This is a genomic window from Pseudomonas sp. S2_C11, assembly GCF_054668395.1.
This window is the reverse complement of sequence record NZ_CP162765.1, coordinates 813,620-832,658: the sequence shown is the minus strand read 5'-3', so window position 1 is coordinate 832,658 and position 19,039 is coordinate 813,620. Positions and strand designations below refer to the sequence as shown.

Sequence of the window (19,039 nt, the reverse complement as noted above, 5' to 3'; positions counted from 1 at the left end):
ATCAGTTGGTGACTGCAACATACACAGCGCCGCTGTCCGAAGTGCCGTCGCTGTTTTCTACTTTGACGACCAGCGAAATCTGCTCCGTAAGGTTCATCGGCCGCCAGTGAGCCTGGTATCGCCCGCGGTGATCGGTAAACGACTCAGTGAACGGTGCTCCATTTGTGGAAACAAGGATTTTCCGTCTGGGCATGGGCTCTCGCCCCTCCTTGGCCACAATCAGCGCGGTCATGGAGACGTAGGTCTGCAAGGGAACCGGATTAGGCGACGCAACAACGGATTCCACCGCTGCTGGACACTCAGTGACGGTCAACCAGAGCGTTTTTACCACCCAGCCAGCCAAACCACCCTTTACCGACGCCCGCAATGCAGCCTCGCCTGCTCCTCCCAAGACAATGCGCGCCGTTGCCTTGCCTTCGGCATCCGTCAGGGTTGTCGGCAGCGAGGTGCGGTCGTACTCCCACATCACTTCGACATTGGCCAAGGGTTGCGCGGTACTGGCTGACACTACCAGGACTTGCGCGGTCATCACCTGCCCCGGATACCCGCTCGGATCAGCGCTGATCAGTTCCTTGATCTCCCGGGGCTCGTGCAGCAAAAACGGTAAAGAAATCGACTCCGAATACAGCGCATCGCCCACCGTGGCGGTCAGTTGCGCCGCACCCGGTGTTGTCGGCACAAACCGTATCCGCGCTTCACCGTAGAAGTTGGTAGTGGTGGTCACCTCACCAAGGTCCGGACTGCACCAGACAACCTTCATCCCCACCATCGGTCTGCCACTGATGCCCGACACAATGGTGATCTGCTCAGATACAGCCTCGCCCCAAAACAGCGTCTGACTGCTGCGTGAACGATCCGCAATTTTTACCACCTGCGCGCCTTGCCCCAGCGACATTGCAATAACCGGAGAAAGCCTGGCCAACCGCGCCGAGGAAAAGCGCAGGCCGAAACGCCCGTCCTTGATGTCGCCCGCGTTGAACCGATAGGTCATTCCAGCGCTCGAGAAAAGCCTGGGGTCACCCAGACGTGGCTCCTCGAAGCGCATGCCCAATTCCGTCGGCCCGGTGCCGGTCATGCCCAGCGTCAGGTGATGGTCAAACAACGCGCTGCCCGCCGGGGCACTCACGCGCAATTGGTGCTGCCCCTTGCGCCGAGGGAACTCAGCGCTTTGACCCAGTGGCTGAAACGGTTGGGAGTCGAAACTGTATTCAAATCCGGCCCAGGGATCCCCTTCCAGCGCTAGAACCTTCATGGTTCGGCGCTCTTCAAAACGGTCATAAGGGCTGATAACCGCCGCTGTCACCACATGTTCACCTGCGGTGGATGGCGCAAAGGGAAAACCACTCCAGCCATCGGCAGCCGTCCTGTGCTCTTCGGTGCTGCCGTCGCCTGTCCATTGAACAGGCACTTGATCCAGAGCGAGGTCGGGACCATAAGGGGAGCGTACCTTCAGCCACATCCACGCAGGATCCTGCCCAATGACCGGATCCACCGCAGATGCACGGGCGTCTTCGATAGTGATTTTATTGTGGCCCAAGGTCATCGTATTGATGTCGCTGAAACCATGGGTATCGATAACGAACCGAAGTGCGAAGACACCGGGTTTGGTACTTTTTGAACAGTCCAGCGTCCAGATAAACCCGCTGTCATCCACAAAATTTTCGCTTCCGCGGGGTGGACTCAATTCGATTCCGAGCTCTGCCGCCGGGCTTCCATTCCATACCAGATCCATGGCAATACCCACTAAAGGGCTTAGCGCATTGGTGCGGAAGATATAGCGATGTACAGCGCCGATACACGGAAAGAGTGGCTGGCCCCTGAGATCGGTCATCTGATCCAGGACCACGGTCATTTCTTCATGGAGGTCAGGTGATAACAGTCGGCAAGAAAAATCCTTGTTCGTGAGAGTGTCGGTGCGCAAACTCACCTCGAAAATACTGCTGGTACTTTCGATACGATCAGAGCTGAACAACCAACTCAAATCTTCCCCTTCGCGCAATATTCTTGGTACGTCAAGGTCGCTCACCGCCAGACCGTTCTCTGGATTTTCGTTCCGCCATCCGAGCGTAATTGCCTCGCCAATCAACGGGCTGCCCGCTAATGCCCGGACCGTCAGGATATGCCTCTGGCCGCGCTTGCATGCGATTCCGTCATGGGCAATCGGAACGGCATCAAACGTGATGCTGACCTTGTCCTTCCATTCGTCTCGTGCAAACGCCGTGACCGAAAATGAGTGTTCATCTGCCGGCCCGCCTTCGTAGGCACTCACACTGGCGGTAATCGTCTCGTTGCTCAAAGCCGTCAACGGTCGGTAATACAGGCTGGCCCAGCCCCCACTGCCGGTACGAGACTCGACAATGCCCTCAGGGGTTTGCCAGTCGACGATCGCATCAATCACTGGCTCACCGGCACCTTTGTCAGTGACATGCACCACCTGCACCCGCATCAACGTCTTTTCGGAGTCCTCGACAACCGGTGAAATATTCGGGCCGCGCGTGTCAGCGATCCTGACCTTGTTGCGCGCCAGCGACATGGGTTTACGCGGCGATGGCAGTAACAGCTTCGAGCAGACCAATGACAGTTCGAAGCGACCGTCCAGCCAGTCCTCGCAGGCCAGCGTCCAGAGACTATCGTCCCCATCGAAAGCGACCGGTTGCTGGAGTGGCGGGTTGACCGTGACCTTCAGCTCTTCATGCCCGACGCCGCTCCAGTGCAGCGATAGATCAGTCGCCAGCAAAGGGCTGTCGGCGGGCAAGCGCACAATGAAGGGGTAATCAGTGCCGCGATTGGGATAACCGGTCGCGCTCCACTGGGTTACCTGCCCTTCGACAACGCAACGCAAGTCCATCCAGGGATCGGTCGCCAGCACCGTGACCGAAAACTCGAGAGTCACCTCGCCACTTGGGTAATAAGGACTGTCGACCGAAGCTGTGAGAATGAAATCGCCTGCTTGCTCAGGAACGAAATCGAAGTAGACCAAGCCTTGTTCATCGGTAGTGCCGGTGCCCAGCATACCTTGCCCGGCAGTCGTCCACCTGACTTCTCTGCCATCAATCGCCTGGCCGGTGTAGTACGAGAGAACCTGCACACCCAAACGGACGCTTTGCGCACAATCCAGGACAGGGTAATAAGCCGCGCTCTGTACTTCGCGAAGCGCTAATCGGTGATGCCCCAACGACACGTCAATCGTGTAAGGCTCGGCGTTGTACTGGTTCACCAGACTTATCGTGAAGTCATGAGCCTTTTCCTCCTGCATATCCGGGCAATCGAGCGACCACTGCGACAATAGCGGTTGATAGGCGCCCCAGTCGGGGGTCGCCTTGACTGACTCCATCGGGTTGCCGTGAATGATCAATGCGATATTCGTATCCAGCCAGGCGCTGCCGTCTGCCGGAATAAAAGACAGGCCGTGGGGAATGAACAGGTCATCGCCAAGGGAAGCGCCCAGGCAAAGGTATAACGTCTGGCCTGGTGGCAGACCTTCGCTATCCAGTCGCACCGTCTGCAGTTGCAGCGGTTCAAGCTTCAGTTGCAGGTCGATTCGAGTGATGCAGATTGCCGAACGATTGTCGCCTGCGTTGTCAGGGACACCGCTGACCTCGAAGCTCAATGCGTCATCGCTCACGAATTCCAATTGATCCAGCGACCGTTGATACGCGCGCGGCTTGAATTCAAGCGGCTGTCCCGCCAGCCGTCGGGCGTTTTCGAGCTCCGGATTCCGACCTTCTTGCGCCGTGAGCTCGATGCTCATCAACACTTCACCGCGCTTGCGGATGTGCAACCAGCCCGATTCGCCCGACCATGAAACGCCGGGCCGCAGTTCACATAGAAACGTCAGTTCGTAACCGGCTTGTGCACCGGGGGTTTTGGGAGCTTTGACTTCCTGTGTGGCCGAAGCCCCGACACCGACCTCCATGAAATTGACTAACTCGCCATCATAAAACTCGCTCGCCAGGCCAACCCTACCGCTGGTACGCCACTCTTTGAGCCGATCATTGAAGTCACCATTGAGCAGCAGGCTTTCATTTTTTTGCACGACGGGCTCATTCATGATCGCTGGCTCCGTTGCGTTGGCGCGCCAGGTAGGTGTTTTCAGCCTCGGTCACCAGGTCTGTGACCTTTTGGACGTACGTCGGCTCGCCGGCCTTGATGGAGTACCGCACGCGAAGAATGATATTGGTCAAGGATTTGAGCATTGCAGCTTGCGGCTGATTAAGCGGGCGAGGAAAACTCAGCCGCCAATGGGAAACGGCACCCGTGTATTCAAACGGGTTGAGCAATCCTTCGTCGGGTTTCTGGTGGGTCTGGCCATTATCGCCAAGCCCGACCGACAAAACGATCTGCTGACCGCTGCGCAGGTTGAACAGCAGATCGCCAGGTGCGATTGCGGTGGGGTTATGCAAATACTGCACAGACTGTGTGGTCGGTCGGGTCGCGGTCACGCTACTGATCTGCAGCAACGTTGCCCGCACATCCTCGTAGGGACCGGCCAGCACAGGCAGATCGACTTCCACCGAACTGATCTGCCGGCAGAAATGGCCAGGATGATCACGGTCGAACAACAACTGGGTCAGTCTGAACTCCAACACACCTGTTGCCATCAATTGCGCGTGTGCATCTGCCCAGCTGGTTATGCCCTCTTGAGGCTCGATTCTGTCGTCGAACAACTGCCGCAAGGAAATGGTTTTGATCAGTTCCGGCCGCCGCTCGTAGCTTTGCAAGCGCCTGCGCTCCTGGTCCAGCAGGTACATATGCAGTTGTTCACCCGAGCCCAGACCATAACGGTGATCGAGCCAGGCCTGAGGCAAAGGGACGGGGGCATCATAATCCCCGGTTTCGGCAGCCAGTGAAGCCTGAGCACTAAGGCACAGGCTGACGACTGCGTCGTACGCCTGATAGTGCAGAGCCTTGAGCTGGCCAAGCATCCAGCCGAACAGCTCGGCATTGCTCGCGCGTTTTTTAAGGAAGTTGTACATGGTCAACGCTTGGCTGTTGGCCCTGAGCGTCTGTTCAAGGCTGGATCTCGCCGCGTTGATCGCATGGCTTTGCGCTTCGATCTGCGCATCGATTGCGCCCACCTCCGCCAGCGCCTGATCGCGTTGCAGCGCCCACTCACTGCGGCGACGGCGATAACCTTCAGTGGTGGCCTGTCGGTCGGCGTCGATTTGCAGCAATGACGAAGAAACCTCCAGGCCGAAAGCCACCGCATCGAAAGTGTGTTCGGGTTTGAAGCCACCGTTGGAAGTACCATAGATTTTTGGCAACGCCGCGATGACGCCCCCTGCCACCCTGACAACTTTGGCCTGCAGTGCTGATGTCTTCGACTGCTGCAGACTGGCCATGACCTGATACTCGATCGGCGAAACGTTTTCGCTGTAACGCATTGCATAGGCGTCGGCCCGGTCCTGCGCCATTGCCCGACTCTGCTTCAGCGCTGTGACATTCGCCTCCAATTGGGCGATGGATTGTTCCTGTACCGTTTCGGCATAGCGACCCAGCTCAAGCAAATGGTTCTGCTGCGATTCTTCCTGCTCGGCACGGTCGCGTTGCTCGAGCAGACGCAGCACCAGACTGCCGAAATCCCGCAGGCTCTGTACCCCGCGCAACGCGACTTCGAACGTGACCCGCCAGCGATACGCATTGACCACCAGGCGCCCGCCCATCGGTCTGGGCCCGGCCGCGCTACCAGCGGCCAGATCGCGGAGCAATTGCCTGGGATCGGTCATCGGGCTGAACAGCAACACGTCCAGCGGTTTGCCATCGATCGTGAGATTGTTGCGCAGGTTATCAAGGCGTTGCTGCGGCTTTGCGAACAGGTCGAGCAGCGATTGATTGATCGGAATTCTAAAAGGTTCGCAGGCCAACAAACCCAGGATCGGCGGGGTGTCGGAAGCGATCGGGTAATCTGCCAGGTTGAAATCCAGCGTTTTTTCAAGCGCTTCAAGCAGGGGTCGCGATTCGCAATTGTCCAAGAGGTTTTCCACGGTGTCGGTCTGCCAACGAGTCGCTGTGTCGGCGGTGGGCGCCTTGCCCATCAGAAACCCGGCCTGGACATAGCAAAGCTTGGCGGCCACCAGACTGTCACGGGTCAATTGTCGGTAATACCAATCGCCCCACGCCATCAGGTTTTCTACGTAGTCGGTGAACATCAGGATCTGAAAATGTGCGGGTGCGGCATAGCCAATGGCATCCGGATCGAGGGGATTCTGGATTTCCCACCCTGGATTGCCCGGCGCTGTTGCGATATCCAGAGGCCGGCAACGCCAATACGCCGGTTTCGGGTTCGCGATCGGAACCGGCGGATTGGCCGGATCTGCGGTGGCCTGTGGATCGAATACGTAATGCAGCCAGCTCTGCGCTTCCTGAAAGCGTTCTTCGTCGCGCAACCGGGTGGCAATCAAATGCGGCAGGTGAAAAAACAGCTCCCAGAAGTTCAGACCATTGGCACCGTCGAAGGCACCATTGGGTGGTTCAACGAACTCTGCGCCGATCGGCGATGGTTCGCGAATGAACTGGTTGGACCAGTCCAGCACGGCGTCCACGGAAATATTCGAGCATCTCACCAGTTCCGAGCCAAACAAGGAATTGAGCCGAATGAATTTCAACGCCAGTCCAGTTTGATTGAATGAAAGAAACTGTGCCCCGTCGGTACTGTTCTTGTGCAGAGCTGGCGGGACGAAATCCATGAGATCGACAATCGTCAGGTCGAACTCTTTCTGTCCTGTCGGGGAAGTGGGAGAGGCGAATGAAAAAATGACTGGCGTGGGCCAGGTGCCTTTCGTCCGCGAGGAAGTCCACGACTGAGTTACCCAGCCCCCGCCTGCATCCTGTTCTTCGAGGATCGGCGGCGGGTCACTATCAGAAGGCAGACCTGCAATTTGCAGCTCCATTTTCAACCGAGCGCTGTCCAGGCCCGTGGGGCTGCAAAAACCCTGCACCGTCAGCACATCTTTGTCATCCGCGCGCGTTGCCATAACGTGCAGGTCGAGATAGGGCGTCAGGGAACCATGGGTCTGTATGCGAGTGACAACAGTCACCTGACTGTTCAGTGGGTGCTGAACCGTATCGTTGCTGACAAATCGCTCCTCAAGCGCCAGATCCAGCCATGCGCCACCGTCCAGAAGGGGGCGCATCAGAACGTCGTAGACACCATGCACTCGCAGACTGCCGGATGGCGAAGATAGGTTGCCCGTCAGTAAAATCCCCAACTTGCCCTTCGGATTCAGATAATCGACCTGCACCGTCGCAATCAGTCTGGAGCTCGCCAAACCCTCGTCCTTGTGTTCTGAACTGTGCACACACAACGGCGCAGACCACTGCCCGTTCTGCTTCATGAATGCCAGATTGATCACCAGTTTGCTCGGGCTGAGCGACTCCGCTGCACTCGCGACTACCGCGTCGCGCCATTCGGCCCAGACCACACACAACCGGCCATTCCAGAACACGGGGCGGATATCCAGCACCTGATCGGCGGTCGGGATTTCCACGGCCTGCCATTCACTCCAGACCGCCGGATTGACCGAAACGCTGGTTGCGCCCAGTTCGATCTCGGCCTTGCGCCAGAAATACTGAAACGGCTGCACCCGCTGCCGCCCCAGAAAGTAGTAATCAGCTTTGGCCGGTGTCACGCCGTCCATGAAACAGCTGATCACATCGAGATCGCAGACTTGTTCGAATGCCTGCAAATAATCCTGCAGCGCCGCCTGCACGGTATCTTTGTCCAGACGGGCCTGGTTCAGGTTGTTTTCCAGATTCTTGAACAGACTGGTTTTGCGCAATCGCACCGATGGAACGATGAAGTTTTCCGCATAGCATGAAATCTGGTGGGGCACGGTCCAGTCGGGATAATTGCTGAAAATCTCCCATTCGCGCAGATGACGCTTGTCGAACTCGTGATCCCGGAATCCTGGTTCCAGCTTTCGATACACCGCATGGATGTACTGCTGCACACAACTTATCGCTTCGGCAACTCTGGAACTCTTGACCTGATAAGTATCCAGAGGATCCATGCGCAGCAATTCAAACAAGTCTTCAGGTGTTTTCAGAAAAGGGTATTTATCATTGGCCACTTGACCGATGCAGTATTCAAGAAGTGCCGAGCGACGTTTTTCCAGCAGCCCGCCAATATTACTCAGTGCCATGATCTTGCTCCTTGGAATATGGCCCGGGGAAAAACGTTCGCCAGGCGGTATGCAACGCCCTGCCGCTACTCCCTGGCAAAGGTAATGGCATGGGGGAATATTCTTTCGCTTTCCCCAGACTGAGAGCGAACGCTGAACACGAATGTGCCGCCCGTCTTGCTTGAGACAAAAACCCGGGTAAGCCCCTGCTGATCAGTGAACCCCTGAGCCGGCCGAATAGTGACGGCATCCATCTTCGCGGGCGGAACGCTCTTGCCGAACCACTCCACGAGCGAGTTTTGTCCGCGGTTTCCGTAGTCGTCCTCCAGCACCGCATACAGTTCTACTTCATGACCGTATTTCACTGTTTCCAAAGGCGTAGGTGAAAGTTCTGCAATAGGGAACGACAACGTAGTGAAGTCGGCAGTTATTTCTATGGGAGGGGCGTATTGCGGCTCGAACAAGTCCAACCAAAGCATTGGCGTGTCGCGGCCCATGACCTTGCCGGGGATAAACTCGGCCAAAAGTGTCCCGTCCGTTCCCGTCGCCTTGTATTCAATGGTGCCCAATGTGGCGCGCCAATAAACATTGACGCCACTCAGCGACTTTCCATTGGCGTCTTTGAGGGTCACTTTATAAGTGACTTTTTCGTCTGGCTTGTTAGCCACGACGGTGCTGTCATCCACCACTTCGCACGTGATTGTGACCAGCCCTTTGACGTCGCCTGGAACATGCACGATCGGGGCACGAGTATCGGACTCGCCGAGCAGGGCATGTTCGGCGGCATCGGCATAGGATTTTTTGTCGACGGTTTCGGGCAGATTACCAATGAGAAAAATCGTTAACGCATCCATGCCGCTCTCGGTGGACAGCGCCAGCACGCGCATCAACAAATCGAGCTGGGGAAGGTTTTTCAACACCTTCAGGTCGGGATCGATGCGGCTCACACATTCGCGCACTTCCTGAACGCTCCAGCCAAAAAAATCGGCCAGTTTGATCGCCGCCGCCTGTTGTGCCAGCCATCTCGCATCTCCGGTGACATCCGGCAATGCGTTGACCTGGCGCAGGTAGTCCAACAGCTTCTGTGGCGGTTGGCCGCTCGAGGCTGAGGCGAGGGCAAAAGCGCGAGTGAGCATGGTCAGGTAATAAAGCGTGCGCACCGTCAACGCATGCTTGTCGTCCTGAACCAGCCAGTCCTTGTAGCCGCTATCCAGATAATCCTGCAACAGCGCCGCGCTTAACCCCAGGGTCGACACCACCTCACTGCGCCGGCGAACTTCAGCCAGTAGATCGAATGATGTGTCGGCAACTCGGGGGCGAGTTCGGCCGCCCCCTTCGCTCCCCGCATCCGCTTGCTCCAGCACATGCAGCAGTAACTGATGCACCGTGACGTCTGCCCAGTTCAGGACCGGCAATGCCTGATCCACGCCAACGCCGGCGTATGCCGCCAGCGTCTCCTTGACCAGCGAAGTCTGCGCATCGCGCATCTGTAAAAACGCGCTGACCATGCTGTCGATGATGCTCTGCCGCAACGCTGGCTCGATCTCACCCAAGGCGCTGTCGACCGCCCAGGCGATTTTTTTATGGACGGAGGCCAGATACATCTCAGCGCTTCCCTCCGGAGGCAGGATCAAACCATGCCCGTCGGTTATCGGCCCCAGGCTGTCGGCGGATGTCGCGAGAAATTCGATCCAGTCCGCGGCCCCGGCTGCCGGAACGCCTGCCATGAGAAACGTACTATTGGACAACTGTGCAGTCGGCAGCAAATTGCGAACCTGCTCGAAAAACTGCTCATCCTGTTCGGATGGATCCTGAGCCGCTGGCGCAGCGACCGCATGCTGCAACACCCACAACACCGGCAGATTGTTTTGCGCGCACCACTGCACGCAACTTTGCATAGCCTCGATCAGTTCCAGCGCATCCGGTGAACCGTCCGGTACATCGTGGATGACAGGAGTACCGGCCAAGCCATTGACCCAGTCATCGCCGCCCAGGATCGATAGCATCAGCACGCCTTCAACCGGAGTGATGTTCAACAGCCGGGCCAGCCTCACCAAACGGTAGAAGCTCGAGATGATCGCTGCGTTGCGCTTCAATTTGTCGGTCAAGCCATGAGCCTTGGCCACAGCGTTCGCCAGCACGTAATAAGTCTGCGGATCAATCGCCAGACCACTGCAGAGCTGGCTGATCGTCAGATCCACCACGCCCGGTATCGGCGCCACCGCAAACTCATCGTTGTCGAGCTTGAAAGGCTCGCGATAACCGGTTTGAAAATTGAACACCTGATCGAATTGCGAGAGCGCTTCACCGCGGCCATAAACCGACAGCTCACCCACAAACACAGCAAAGTCCGCGGCGGTGCATTCGTAGCGCTCGCGCAACGTCTGGAACAACCCAAGCGCATGAACCGCGCCACTGGAGATGTCCATCTCGTTGCTGTGACCTTTCGTTGAATTGCCGCGCCCTGTTGCCCGGATGACCGATGTCAACACTGCGTCCAGCTGTTCGAACGGCAATCCTGTCCAGTTGGCCAGACGCACCATCTGATTCATCCGGGTATAGCGGTTGAACCCGATGAGTTCGTCGGGGATTGCCGTCATTCGAATGCGAGGCATGGTTGCAGGATCGAAACCCACCGCCGGCGCAGTACCGTCATTGATGTAAACCGAACCCGAGCGCTCGCTTTCAGGCTGCTTGGGCGTTTCATCCGGGTAGGTCACATTGGCCGAGCGCACGGGAGCAAAGTCGCCAATCGACAGAAGAGCCTCGATCTGTCGGCTGTCGAGCTTGGTGCGCTGACCGAAAAACTCCACCTGATTGAGATTCGAATACATCTCGGTATAGGTACCAAAGTTGTGCGCAAAAAAATCTTCGCGAAGGGCGAAATCCGCACGCGGTTCGGTCAGCAACTGGCGCTGATAAGGGCCAAGCCGCGAGGCATGGGCGAAACCCTGTGCAGTATTGGCACCTCGAGCATTGGCTTGCAGAAAATAGGGATAAGCCAGGTCGACCCGGTGCTCGAAGTCGCCCACCGACAAGTCATGAAACTGCGCGATACCATCAATTGTGACCCAATGCTGGTAATAAGGCAGACCATTGGGGTAGCGGGCTGCGATCAGCGCGTCTTCGATGGATTCGATATCCGTTTGCGCCGCGATGAATTTCTCCAGCACCTCAACGATGATGTCCACAGAAGAGATCGATTGATAAACCGCATTGAAGTCGACCTTCAGTGCCAAGAGATCTGTGCGCCGGTTATGCAGCGAGAAATCGTCTTCCTCTCTGATACCCTCCAGACGGTCACGAACCCAGCGCAACAAGTCGATCAGATACGCCACTGGCGACCAGATGGACTCCAGTGCATCTGGCGGGCACAACGCGGAAAAATCGGTACCGATCAGAGCGTGATAATTGGGACCGTCCACGATCGATAACAAACCGCTGGAGCTGCGCTTTGGCGCGGGCCTGGTGCCCCGCAGCGTCTGCTCGATAAATTGGCGCCGCTGAGACGTGGCTATGCTATTGGCGCCGCGCCAATATTGTTGCGCTTGCTCAACGCTGAGCTGATGCTCTTGGACCATGCATTGAACACCCCTTTCAACCAGTGGATAAATTGATCCACCGTTTTGCAGGTATGTCTCGAGGTTCTGCAGTCCGACGTTCTGTGCTCGTTGTTCCTCGCTGAACAACTCATCGAACAGTTGCAGGGCGGGACGGCGCGAATCAACCATGATCAGATTCCTTTAGGCGACAACTGGCCCGCGCAACCTGACGTCCTTCGTCAGGCTGCACATTCAGTGAGTACGATTGAGCGCTTCGAACGCCGTCAAGTCCACTGTCAGTTCTGACAGTTTTTATAGCCGTTCGTCGGAAGCTGGATTTCAGGAGTCGGCGTGGGGCAAGCGCGCAGCTTCGACTTCAAAACGCGCGCTGTCAGCCCAATCGGACATCGTTGCGTCATCCGCCGCGTCAGTCAGCGTCTGCCGGAATCGGTACCAGTTGCCCGCCAGAGGCAGTGCCCTTGTCGCCGCCCCGCGCCAGTGCTCATCGACCACGGGTACCTGAGCCAGCCACTGAACATCCGGGTTGTACCAACTCACGATGGCGCCCACGCCCGGACGGCCCTTGCCGCTGAACTGCACTGGATGACTGACCCAGCGTCCGGCTGCAGGCCCGTCGAGCACAGGTCGGAAAGTACCCAGAAAGACCGAGCGCAGGGTTTCAAATGATTCGAACCCGTCCAGAGATGCGACTGCCTCCAGCCGGTAAAGCCCCCCGCCGAGCAGACTATCGAGCATCACTGACCAGGTGCGATTTTCCTGCACGACGGCGCTTGCCGGCTCGGAACGCGCGGCACCGACCAGGGTCACCGTGACCGTATCGCCCGGCACGCCAAAACCGCACACCACCACCTGCTGCCCGATGGCATCGCCCTCGATCGGGGTTTCAATGAAGGGTGCCGCTGGCACAATGTCAAAGTGCAGCGGCTCGCTGTCTTTCGACTCTTGTAGTTTGCCGCTTTCATCCATGAAACTTTGCCGGGCCCAGATCGTTTTGCTGCCCACCGGCAACGTCACTTCGGCTTGCCAATTGCCTGCCCAATCCACAATGACATCACTGAGCAGAGGTTCGGCAAGCCCTTGCAGACAGACGTCGACAACCCCGCCCCTCATGCCCGTACCCTTGAGCAACGCGGTTCGTGGCAACTTGCCGTGTTGTATCGGCTGGAGAAATTCTGGCGGCAGCAGCACCACCGTCAATTCATGCTCGTCACTGTGTAGCGACGGTCGACCGTCCAGTGTCTGCTGGGCGTCAAAGGTGTAGAGCCTGAATTGCTCGAGACTCAGGTCAATCGACCAGTCGCCATCCTGGCTCAATATTTTCGGATCGCCCAAAGGACGATCAAACTGCTTGTCGCGCAGTTGCAAAGTGGCGCCGACCATACCCATCGTGCCCTCGACCGTTACAGCACGACCGACTTCCGAGCCGTCCGGCGGCTGGGTAATCACTGGCGTGACCATCGCTCTCCTGACTATGAAGGTCGTGGACGTCGGCTGCGAAGTTTGCTGCGCGGCGACTTGGGTTACCGTGACGGTATGTGTGATATCCAGGGCAAATTCTTTGTCGCGCCTGAACTGCCATGTGCCAGCACTGACGATGCCCTTGTGCACAATGCCGGTTTCGTCGCTGTACTCAATGTTCACGGTTGCACCCGGCCAGCACGTGCCGCTGAACCTGGGCGAAAGTCCGTCATCTTCAGGCTCGTTCAAGCCAGGGGCCTGCGGCGGGATGGTGACTTTGAGGACAAACCAGTTTGGCGACTGGTGCCCGTCGAGATATTGCTTGATGTGGACCTGACGCTCAAACGAGGGTCCCCAGACCGTTGAAGCCTTGGTAGACCACCGCCCGCCGACGACCTCCACTTCAGGCGCTTCAAGATATGGGCTATTGGGCCTGCGTGGCTGAACCAAGGCTCTGCTGAAACCTTTGCCGCTGAAGGTCGGTTGGTAGTCGTTGGTGAATTGCACATCACTGACATCGGGGAGAATATTTTTTACTTCGAAGGTCAGCGGCAGCGAGTCGATCCAGCCGCTGGCGTTGTCGGCAATTTTTTGAATGACAGAGACGTTGTAGGTACCCAAAGGCCACTGCGCTGCGGTTTCCCAGATGCCTCCCGGCATCACTTCAGCATTTGCAGGCGCGGGAACTTGCACCGCGCCCCCGCTGACGGTGAACTGGATTTCAGATTTGAGATCGCGATCGTAATAACCGTTACCGGCAAAGGTCACCGTGGTGCCGGAGATGGTGACGTTGGGCTGTTTCAGAGTGGGGGGCGAATCCTGAAGGCTTGTGGTGCACTGCGTCCGGATGACACGTCATCCAGATCCTGTTCGACGACCAGGCTGATCGGCCCTGGCGGCACGTTGATCATCCCCTCCCACGCCCCGTCTGCATTGCTAACGACTTCCCAATCACGAACAGGATCATTCGTCAGATCAAAAAATGCTCTCAATCGCGCCCCAGCCAAGCCGTTGCTTCCTGTCAGAAGGAAGTCTTGTTCATAAACTGTTCCCGCAGGTGGCTTGGATATTAACGGCAGCCCCATGACTCTGAAAGTTATGGCATCGGTATAAAAATGATTGATATTGGGTGATTTAAGTTGGGCGACAACCGAGAACGTCCCGCTGCCAGAGACCTTTATTGCCGGAGCCTCCCAAGTCGTATCGGACTTTCCGACAGTAATAACCTCACTCCAGTTTTCATAATGATCCAAATGCCCAACCACTCTGATAACAGTACCCGGCGCAGCCATACCTCTGAAACAAACCAGATCCTTTGCCAACACCAAAGCATTAGCTGCCGGGAAAGTAATTCGAGCGCGGTAGACTGTTACATAAGCCGTCCGCTCGGAAACCTTACCGGCATACATTTGATATGCTTGAAAACTTAGAGAATTCTTGTTGTCTGCCACGGTGACGGGCACAGACCAAGGATCGTAGAAAGCCTCTTCTGCCCCAATCGTACCGCGCCCATCATCCAAGACAACAATATAACGGTATATTGCTCCCGTGCCCTTGACAGAGAAAGTTGAAGATGTGAAGTTTCGGATTGCACTGATGGTTGGAATGGGCATCCGATAATTGGCAACCTTGTAGGTTTTCAGAACCGGATCACTTGCGTTACCCACATCATAAATATAATCAAACCCCACTGTTACGTTTCTTTGATTGGCGATAATCGTTTCTCGATAGGGTTCATCAAGATCAATCCACTCACCGGTCTGGCGAGCACTGCCCGTCAGTTCTCTTACATCACCTTCACCGCTAACCAAAGAAAGATAGAATTTTACATTCCCTTCATAACGTCGATTCTCTTTTGCTCTGTACGCTGACACGATGCAAGTAAATGTCGAACCATCGTAGGAGTAGGCATAGCTCACTCGAAGCTGCGCCCACCTACCGTCTTCTTCCGCGTGAAGCTCATGGGTTACAAATGTCACATCCGTTCCGATCTCCTCAGCGCAGACTACCTCTTGTTTCGGGAGCAAGCTGTCGGAAGGATCTTTAATACCATCATCTTGTTCCATGGCCGGATCTCAGAAAGGGCAAGGTGGCTGATTGATGCAACAGGTAAGTTCATTGAATACCGGTGCCTCACATCGCTACACCTGTAAAACCTGACAGTCCCGACCAGCGGTAACTATTCCACGCCTTAGTATCCTTGCGTCCTTCAGCCATTAAACGCGACTGCATCAGCTTGCGTCGTTGCCACACATCACTCAGAGTCCACCAGCTTGTACACCTGAATAACGCCGCCCGGCATGGCTGATAAGTCGCGCAGCTTCGACTTCAAAACGCGCACTGTCGGCCCAATCAGACATCGTTGCGTCATCCGCCGCGTCAGTCAGCGTCTGCCGGAATCGGTACCAGTTGCCCGCCAGAGGCAGTGCCCTTGTCGCCGCCCCGCGCCAGTGCTCATCGACCACGGGTACCTGAGCCAGCCACTGAACATCCGGGTTGTACCAACTCACGATGGCGCCCACGCCCGGACGGCCCTTGCCGCTGAACTGCACTGGATGACTGACCCAGCGTCCGGCTGCAGGCCCGTCGAGCACAGGTCGGAAAGTACCCAGAAAGACCGAGCGCAGGGTTTCAAATGATTCGAACTCGTCCAGAGATGCGACTGCCTCGAGCCGGTAAAGCCCCCCGCCGAGCAGACTCGCATCGAGCATCACTGACCAGGTGCGATTTTCCTGCACGACGGCGCTTGCCGGCTCGGAACGCGCGGCACCGACCAGGGTCACCGTAACCGTATCGCCCGGCACGCCAAAACCGCACACCACCACCTGCTGCCCGATGGCATCGCCCTCGATCGGGGTTTCAATGAAGGGTGCCGCTGGCACAATGTCAAAGTGCAGCGGCTCGCTGTCTTTCGACTCCTGCAGTTTGCCGCTTTCATCCATGAACCTCTGCCGGGCCCAGATCGTTTTGCTGCCCACCGGCAACGTCACTTCGGCTTGCCAATTGCCCGCCCAATCCACAATGACATCACTGAGCAGAGGTTCGGCAAGCCCTTGCAGACAGACGTCGACAACCCCGCCCCTCATGCCCGTACCCTTGAGCAACGCGGTTCGTGGCAACTTACCGTGTTGTATCGGCTGGAGAAATTCTGGCGGCAGCAGCACCACCGTCAATTCATGCTCGTCACTGTGTAGCGACGGTCGACCGTCCAGTGTCTGCTGGGCGTCAAAGGTGTAGAGCCTGAATTGCTCGAGGCTCAGGTCAATCGACCAGTTGCCATCCTGGCTCAATATTTTCGGATCGCCCAAGGGACGATCAAACTGCTTGTCGCGCAGTTGCAAAGTGGCGCCGACCATACCCATCGTGCCCTCGACCGTTACAGCACGACCGACTTCCGAGCCGTCCGCCGGCTGGGTAATCACTGGCGTAACCATCGCTCTCCTGACAATGAAGGTCGTGGACGTCGGCTGCGAAGTTTGCTGAGCGGCGACTTGGGTCACTGTGACGGTATGTGTGATATCCAGGGCAAACTCTTTGTCGCGCCTGAACTGCCACGTGTCAGCACTGACGATGCCCTTGTGCACAATGCCGGTTTCGTCGCTGTACTCAATGTTCACGGTTGCACCCGGCCAGCACGTGCCGCTGAACCTGGGCGAAAGTCCGTCATCTTCAGGCTCGTTCAAGCCAGGGGCCTGCGGCGGGATGGTGACTTTGAGGACAAACCAGTTTGGCGACTGGTGCCCGTCGAGAAATTGCTTTATGTGTACTTCACGTTCGAAAGAGGGTCCCCAAACGCTCGAGGCCTGGGTGGACCACCGCCCGCCGACGACCTCCACTTCAGGCGCTTCAAGATATGGGCTATTGGGCCTGCGTGGCTGTACCAAGGCTCTGTTGAAACCTTTGCCGCTGAAGGTCGGTTGGTAGTCGTTGGTGAATTGCACATCACTGACATCGGGGAGGACATTCTTTACTTCGAAGGTCAGCGGCAGCGAGTCGATCCAGCCGCTGGCGTTGTCTCTGATCTTCTGGACGGCGTTGATTTTATAGGTGCCAAATTTCCAGCCCGTTACGGTGGTGCTCCAAGTGCCGTTGCGCTGTACTTGTGCATTTGGAGGCGCGACCGGCATTGGGTCGGCTGGACTTTCGAGGATAGTGAACTCGATTTCGGTTCTGAGCTTCTCGTCGAAATGTCCGGTGCCGGAAAATGTGATCGTTTCATTGGCTTGCGTGTATGTGACCGTCGGCTTGCCCGTGCGTACCCGTATGCCGAAGGGTTGGCTGGTCAGTGATGTCGTTCCCAAATAGGTATGCGTGCCGACAATTGAATGCGGACCAGGTGTCAGCGTGAAAGATGCAGACCATGCGCCTGTGGCGGCATCGGTTGGGGTGCTGATTTGAGCTTGGGTGTTTTCCGAACGCACAGCAACAGCACTGGAGATCCCGGCGACGACAGTGCCTGTGAACGTCGATGTCATGTCCACCGTCTGCGTCAATCCAGGAGACGTTATTCGAGGGGGGTCAATAACATAAAAATTTCGTTGGATTGACGGCACAGATGTTGCGCCATCGTATCTTTGACTGGCGACTAGAGAATAATTTTTGCCGAACGCAAACTTATAAGTGCTGGTACCACCCCATGACCCATCAATTTCGATCTTTGCGTAGGCCAATACTTTGATCGATGTGTCTTTGATGTAAACATCCACTCTTGTCAACTCTTGGTGCAGACCGCCTGTACCCGCAAATTGCGGCGTTTGTGTACTTATAACCTGCGGCAACGGACTGAGCGTTACAGGCTTGAGTACGGTCAGTGACGCTTTCCCCGCGTAGCGCCCCTGCGTATTTCCATACTCCTCACGGATAATGAAATCCTGTAAACCCTGGGGGACATTATCAAGGAGCGTGACAGTCCAATTTCCGTAGCCATTGGTAATGGCCGTTGTGCTCAGTACAGTGCCTGAATTGGGACGCACAAGCGTGATTTTGCTGCCTTTACCGGCGAGGCCTGGAACCGTTGTAGTCACAGTACGATTGCTGGCAATGCGAGCAGCCTTTCTGACCAGCAAAGTCCGCGGTGTCCACCTTGACCATTGATCAATGTAATCCCATCTTCCATCAACTCTGACTTGCAGGTCACTCTCGGGAAGGTCTTCGACTCGAATACTGTGCCAGACGCCCCCCAACCATGCACTTTCAGTGATACGTCGGTAGTAATTATCGGCTCCGTGAAAATCCAGATGAACGTTGTGATAACGGCCATCGTTTACCGGTATACGAAACTTGAAGTCCATCGTGGTATCTACTAACAGTGACTCGGAGCCGGCCTCATACTCCAAATCCGCGACCAGGATTCCCGGCTCTTCGGAAATCGGATCATCGGATTTTTGGGAAGGGCGATGGTCCTCAGGAAACGGGCCATCTTCTGGAGGATTGGAGCCTGGGTTCTCATGGTCGGACATGATCGAGCTTCCTTATACCGTCGGTACCTGGGTGCCTCATTGAAGAACCGTAAGCACGAAATGACACCTGTAAAACCTGACAGTCCCGATCAGCGGTAACTATTCCCACGCTGCAACATGCAGACGTCCTTCAGTCATTAACACGCGGCTACATCGGCTTGCGCCGTTGCCTACACATCACTCAGAATCCGCCGGCTTGTGCGCTTTGAAGCTGCCCCGTAACTTGATCCGTGCCGCTGCCAATCAGTGGTCGGGTTTAGTCGCCCGGGTCGTGCATTGCGCATAAGCGTCATCAAGTCGGGTAATCCCTATCCCCGCACTCGATGGTGGCTGTTCGCAGGGCGCCTCAGGGCGCGCCGGTTTGTGCACTCCCGGTCGACTAACCTGCTTACAGCCGCCACCCTTTCGTTTAGTCGCGAAGAGGTGGATGCCCCAACTA

Annotated in this window: 6 protein-coding genes; all 6 read right to left on the bottom strand. The window is 56.6% G+C overall.

Annotated features, from left to right (window positions below; translation table 11 throughout):
* Position 1: 1 nt before the first annotated feature.
* Complete coding sequence (locus tag AB4N48_RS03860; RefSeq protein ID WP_460094843.1) at positions 2–4,051, bottom strand: Ig-like domain-containing protein; 4,050 nt, start codon at positions 4,049–4,051, stop codon at positions 2–4.
* A complete protein-coding gene (locus AB4N48_RS03855) occupies positions 4,044–8,141 on the bottom strand; it encodes a Tc toxin subunit A-related protein (RefSeq protein ID WP_252882576.1) in 4,098 nt (1,365 codons plus the stop codon). The genes AB4N48_RS03860 and AB4N48_RS03855 overlap by 8 nt, the downstream gene beginning before the upstream one ends.
* Positions 8,142–8,206: 65 nt before the next feature.
* On the bottom strand, positions 8,207–11,851 hold the full coding sequence (locus tag AB4N48_RS03850) for a Tc toxin subunit A (RefSeq protein WP_256809031.1): 3,645 nt from the start codon (positions 11,849–11,851) through the stop codon (positions 8,207–8,209).
* Positions 11,852–12,001: 150 nt separating this feature from the next.
* On the bottom strand, positions 12,002–13,909 hold the full coding sequence (locus AB4N48_RS03845; protein WP_460143629.1) for a hypothetical protein: 1,908 nt from the start codon (positions 13,907–13,909) through the stop codon (positions 12,002–12,004).
* Between the two features lie 32 nt (positions 13,910–13,941).
* Positions 13,942–15,207, bottom strand: coding sequence for a hypothetical protein (locus AB4N48_RS03840; RefSeq protein ID WP_460143628.1), 1,266 nt, complete (start codon positions 15,205–15,207; stop codon positions 13,942–13,944).
* A 192-nt stretch (positions 15,208–15,399) separates the two neighbouring features.
* The gene (locus AB4N48_RS03835; protein WP_256821761.1) at positions 15,400–18,600 is read right to left on the bottom strand and encodes a hypothetical protein; all 3,201 of its coding nucleotides are present in this window, start codon (positions 18,598–18,600) and stop codon (positions 15,400–15,402) included.
* Positions 18,601–19,039: the final 439 nt, after the last annotated feature.